Raw genomic sequence first — 5,121 nt, 5'->3', positions numbered from 1 at the left:
CTTTTGCAAGAGATGTCGATGATTCGCCATCAAGGCAACGCTGAGCAATGTACAGCTTTAATTCTCTGATGTACTTAGACATAAAATAACCCCCAATGTTGGTGTCCAACTATTGGGGGTCAGTTCACTCACAGGGCTGTTTTGATCATCGATAAAAAGTCAGATTAATTAATAATACGAGCTCGGAACGTTTTGCCTTTCATTTTACCGTTAGAAATAATCTTCAACGCTTTCTTGGCAACATCTTTATGCACAGCAACAAAGGCGCGAATGTCAGATAAGTTGATCTTACCTACTTGGCTACCTTGAATACTTTGCTCACCACCAGTTAATGCACCCAGAATATCGCCGGCACGTACTTTTTGTTTCTTGCCGCCATCAATTTGAATTGTCACCATTTGAGCAACATAAGGCGCATCAGACATTACATCTGAAGAAGGTAGGGTCGATGGCGAAATCGCAATGTCCATATACTCATCAATTTGAGCAACTTTAAACATTTCTTTTGGAGAGAATAAGCTAAATGCCATGCCTTTACTGCCAGCGCGACCTGTACGACCAATACGGTGAACGTGAATTTCTGCGTCACGAGCCAGTTCAAAGTTGATCACCGCATCTAAATTTTCAACATCAAGACCACGAGCGGCTACATCGGTTGCCACTAAAATAGAAGCACTTTTGTTCGCAAAGCGCAGTAAGGCTTGGTCACGATCGCGCTGTTCTAAATCACCGTGCAACGCAATAACATCAAAGCCTTTGTATTCTAACTCGTCTGCTACTTGTTGCGTTTCACGTTTGGTATTACAAAAAATCACTGATGATTCAGGCTTGTGCGTTAACAATAAAATCTGGGTCGCTTGAATACGCGCTTCAAAGCTGTCGGCTTTATAGAAGAACTGTCTAATACTGCTATCGGTATGTTGGCTTTCAACCTTAACCAATTCAGGTTTATTCATAATGCGGTCAGCAATTTTTTTGATTTCAGGCGGGAAAGTGGCGCTGAATAACAAGGTTTGGCGCTCTTTTGGCGCTTCTGCAATGATGGCGTCTAATGAATCTTGGAAACCCATGTCTAGCATGCGATCCGCTTCATCTAAAACTAGCGTGTTCATTTCTGATAAATCGATTCGGCCTTTATCAAGGTGATCCAAAATGCGACCAGGCGTACCAACAAGAATATGCGCGCCATGCTCAAGAGAACCAATTTGTGGACCAAATGGCATGCCGCCACATAAGGTCAGCACTTTAATGTTGTGAATGCCACGCGCTAACTTACGAATTTCAGTGGCGACTTGATCGGCCAATTCACGCGTTGGGCACAATACTAACGATTGAACGCGAAAACGTTTCACATTGAGGTTAGCCAATAAACCAAGGCCGAATGCTGCGGTTTTACCAGAGCCGGTTTTACCTTGTCCAATCACATCTTTACCTGCCAACATAAGCGGAAGGCTATCGGCTTGGATAGGGGTCATAGATTGGTAACCTAAGCTGTCTAAGTTCTCAATAAGTGCGCTATCAAGATTAAGGCTGCTAAATGATGCGTTTGTTGTGGTTGAAGTCAAAGTGTTGTTTCCTAATAATAAAGGGACAGACTAAGCGACATTTTGCTTAACCTGTTTTGAATGGGGTTTATTGCATCGCCAGTATTGAACTGATAAACGACACAATTATTAGCTGTTATAAATGTTAACTATTATATATTTTGTCAAAGTTGGCGGCGTTCCAGCCCGCCATCATGCGATCGCCAATTTTTAATACTGGTACGCCACGCGCGCCCATTGCTTCTAATTCTTTGCGGCCGCGTTGCAGTTGAGCGTCGCATAAGCGGTATTTAATGCCTTTAGAATCTAAATACATTTTCGCCGCTTTGCAGTGTGGGCATTTTGCACCCACATAAAGTACAACTCTTTTCATACTAATGTTCTTTGCCTATTGCGTATGTTATCGATTATTTATCTTTTTTGCTAAACAGATGAGGGAACAATTGCTGTTTTTCTTGTTCGCTTAACGATTCCACTCGAGCAATATTGGTGTCTGGGATCGCTTCTGGATTTGGGTAATGTTTTACCGCTTTTGCCATGCTGTCTTCACGGATCAAGTGTAGAACAGGATAGGGCGCGCGATTGGTTAAATTCTCAGCGTCATCTGGGTGTGCGCCTGCAAAGCAATAATCAGGGTGGAAAGTCGCAACTTGAAAAGTGCCTTCCCATTGCTCTTGTTTCACTAAGGCATCGATCCAATCTAAGAAGAAATTATAGTCATCGAAATCGCTTAACATATTCGGGATCACAACCAATGTTGTCTCTAACTGGCTGACAGGCGTTTGCACTAAGCGAGTGAACTCTTGGAACACATCCTCGAGTAATGCTTCTTCCACTTTTGCATCGGACACAAATATACGGATCTGTTCATTGCGTTGCGGCTTGGCAGCAAAAGGGCATAGATTTAACCCGATCACGACATCGATCAGCCATTGTTCGACTTGAGATTCAATCTCGGTAAAGTTAAGCGTTGACATGGTGAACCTCAAATAATTAATCGCGGCGCATTTTAACACAGTTCGGCGCAACTGTTGATCTTAATAATCTGAAGTAAACTCAAGCTTTATTCTGCACCTTGACAAAAATTACAGGTATAATCGCAGCTAAGAAATTTCCAATTAAGACTTAGAGAGCTATTGAACCCATTATGGCTAAATTAACCTTACAAGAACAAATGCTTAAAGCCGGTTTGGTGAACAGCAAAAAATTAGCAAAAGCGAAGAAATCATCTAAAAAATCACGCGTACAAGCTCGTGAAGCTCGCGCGGCGGTTGAAGAGAATAAACAAGCGCAAATCGAGCGCGATAAAGCATTAAGTGCCGAGCAAAAACAAGCGGTGTTATCAAAAGAACTTAAAGCCCAAGTTAAACAGTTAATTGAAATGAACCGTATCACTATCCGCGATGGCGATATTGGTTATAACTTTACCGACGGCACCACAGTCAAAAAACTGCATGTTGATAAAGAAACGCAGGACCAATTAACCAAAGGTCGTTTGGCGATAGCGCGTTGTGCATCAATGAGCGAAGAGCCTGAATATGCCATTATTCCAGCCGGTGTAGCGGATAAAATTGCATTGCGTGATGAAAATACCATCGTGTTAAATAATGTATTAAGCGTAGAAGAGCAAGATGAAGACGACCCATACGCCGACTTCGTGGTACCTGATGATCTGATGTGGTAAACCAGAACCCTATTTGAACGTTATCTAATAATGCCATTAAGCCTCAGTTATTTTAGCTGGGGCTTTTTTACATCCCACGTTTTTAATTACTGATTTCATGACCAAAAGCGAGCTCACGGATAACTCGTCCCTCGTTTCCGAGATGACCTATTTGGGTGGTAAACCTCCATCATTCCATGCATGAGCCTAAGCGAATAGACAGGGAATCTCGCTTTCAATTCTAACTTAAACTGTCAATGCTATAGCCAGAAGCTCGTCATCCTGAATAGTGAGGATCTCACACGGCCTATTGAGACTCGAATTGTTGCGATAAATACCACCAAAACAACCCGCCCCAGCCCTCCCTTGGCTGAAGATTCAGGTGCTTAACTGCAATGTATTTGGTAAAGGAAGGGGGCAGTTGGGTTGTCGAGGTTATTTCAGCGATCACCAAACAAACTTTTCCCCTTGATTGATATGGTTAATTGGCAATGATAATCAATAGAAGGGGAAGTTGGATGGGGTTGCTACTGAAACCTCGTTCTAATGCGTGGGACGGGTTGTTGTGGCTTATTTGAATCTTGATTTCGTGGAGAGTCCACCGCACAGTATTCCAGTCTTGCTCTGTATATTTATACAGTTACAATTCAATTTTGTGAGTATTAAGCGGTTTTGTGTGAAAGCGAGAACTTATGCTTAGATGTGTCTTATTAGGCTTAACTTTAAGTAATTGTTAATTAACAATAATATATAAACATTGAAAGTTCATCCCTGTCACAACTGGCTCGTTAAACCCAGTTCTCGCTTTCTCCATCGCATAAAATCGGCTAAATGCTTTTAAAAAACCGTTATTAGAGTATCTTATGGCAAGAAATGAATTGATTAGCAGCGATCGTGTGTAAAATCCATTCGGGTTTATCCGAGTTTCTTGCTAATACACTGTTATATTGCTTTTTAAGGTATGGAGTACAAAATGAAAACAATTGGGATGTTAGGTGGTATGAGTTGGGAATCTACCGCAAGTTATTACAAAGCTATTAATGAAGGTGTAAAAGCTGAACTTGGTGGACTTAATTCTGCGAAAATCTGCCTATACAGCGTAAACTTTGATGAAATTGAAAAGTTACAACATCAGGGTAAGTGGGATGAAACTGCATTAATACTTTCAGAAGCTGCAAAATCGGTTGAAGCTGGTGGTGCTGATTTTCTAATTATTTGTACTAACACAATGCATAAAGTGGCTCCTGAAATTGAAAGTAGCATATCAATCCCAATTCTTCATATTGCCGATGCAACAGCTAATAAATTGGTTATTGATGGCATTAAAAAAGTTGGGCTGCTTGGTACTCGTTTTACTATGGAGCAGGATTTCTATAAAAATCGTTTGGTCGAAAAATTTGGTATTGAAGTTGTTGTACCAGAAGAGAATAGTCGTACGACTGTTCATAACATTATTTACGATGAATTGTGCAGAGGTGTTATTAACTCTGACTCAAGAGAAAAGTATTTAAGTATCGTTAAAAGTTTGCATGAGCAGGGCGCTGAAGCTGTTATTTTAGGTTGTACTGAAATAGCTCTACTTATTCAGCAAGCACATACAGAAGTTCCATTATACGACACAACTGAAATTCATGCGGCTCAAGCTGTTCAATTAGCTATTTCAGATATGGCAATATAACAAATGCATCAACACGATTCGCTACATTCGGCATTCTAGGTTTCTTTGAGTTTACCGTATTAAGTGGCAAATTTGAGCTTAATTTGCATGGTAGCAAACGTGTTATGCAGGCGTTATACGGCAAACGGAGTATCGATGAATCGGATAGTTTTGGTCACTGGTGGTAGCCGAGGAATTGGTGCCGCAACTTCCAAGTTTCTTGCAAAGCAAAGCTATGCTGTTTGTGTTAATTACCA

General features: G+C 41.1%; 5 protein-coding genes and 1 pseudogene. 3 read left to right on the top strand and 3 right to left on the bottom strand.

What is annotated here, in order from left to right; translation table 11 throughout:
* Positions 1 to 164 precede the first annotated feature (164 nt).
* From dbpA to HC723_RS16295, 3 genes are all read right to left on the bottom strand, one after another.
* Positions 165 to 1,565, bottom strand: a complete 1,401-nt coding sequence (gene dbpA, locus HC723_RS16305) for an ATP-dependent RNA helicase DbpA (RefSeq protein WP_153447080.1) — start codon at positions 1,563 to 1,565, stop codon at positions 165 to 167.
* Between the two features lie 124 nt (positions 1,566 to 1,689).
* A complete protein-coding gene (locus tag HC723_RS16300; RefSeq protein WP_153447081.1) occupies positions 1,690 to 1,917 on the bottom strand; it encodes a glutaredoxin family protein in 228 nt (75 codons plus the stop codon).
* A gap of 34 nt (positions 1,918 to 1,951) precedes the next feature.
* Positions 1,952 to 2,521 carry a DUF1415 domain-containing protein gene (locus HC723_RS16295; RefSeq protein ID WP_153447082.1) on the bottom strand — a complete coding sequence of 190 codons (570 nt, stop codon included), beginning with the start codon at positions 2,519 to 2,521 and terminating at the stop codon, positions 1,952 to 1,954.
* Positions 2,522 to 2,691: 170 nt separating this feature from the next.
* Between HC723_RS16295 and HC723_RS16290 the strand changes: the two genes are divergently transcribed.
* From HC723_RS16290 to HC723_RS16280, 3 genes and pseudogenes are all read left to right on the top strand, one after another.
* Positions 2,692 to 3,228, top strand: coding sequence for a DUF2058 domain-containing protein (locus HC723_RS16290; protein ID WP_153447083.1), 537 nt, complete (start codon positions 2,692 to 2,694; stop codon positions 3,226 to 3,228).
* A 952-nt stretch (positions 3,229 to 4,180) separates the two neighbouring features.
* Positions 4,181 to 4,885, top strand: a complete 705-nt coding sequence (locus HC723_RS16285) for an aspartate/glutamate racemase family protein (RefSeq protein WP_190339835.1) — start codon at positions 4,181 to 4,183, stop codon at positions 4,883 to 4,885.
* A 135-nt stretch (positions 4,886 to 5,020) separates the two neighbouring features.
* Positions 5,021 to 5,121, top strand: a pseudogene (locus HC723_RS16280) (NAD(P)-dependent oxidoreductase); the annotation flags it as partial.

This window comes from Vibrio sp. S11_S32 (genome assembly GCF_014694465.1).
GTDB lineage: Bacteria > Pseudomonadota > Gammaproteobacteria > Enterobacterales > Vibrionaceae > Vibrio > Vibrio algicola.
This window is presented reverse-complemented; position numbering and strand designations above follow the sequence as displayed.

What these genes read in the sequence shown, in the direction of transcription:
- HC723_RS16290 (WP_153447083.1), top strand. Translation starts at nt 2,692, where the DNA reads ATGGCTAAATTAACCTTACAAGAACAAATGCTTAAAGCCGGTTTGGTG.
- HC723_RS16285 (WP_190339835.1), top strand. Translation starts at nt 4,181, where the DNA reads ATGAAAACAATTGGGATGTTAGGTGGTATGAGTTGGGAATCTACCGCA.
- HC723_RS16295 (WP_153447082.1), bottom strand. Translation starts at nt 2,521, where the DNA reads ATGTCAACGCTTAACTTTACCGAGATTGAATCTCAAGTCGAACAATGG.
- HC723_RS16300 (WP_153447081.1), bottom strand. Translation starts at nt 1,917, where the DNA reads ATGAAAAGAGTTGTACTTTATGTGGGTGCAAAATGCCCACACTGCAAA.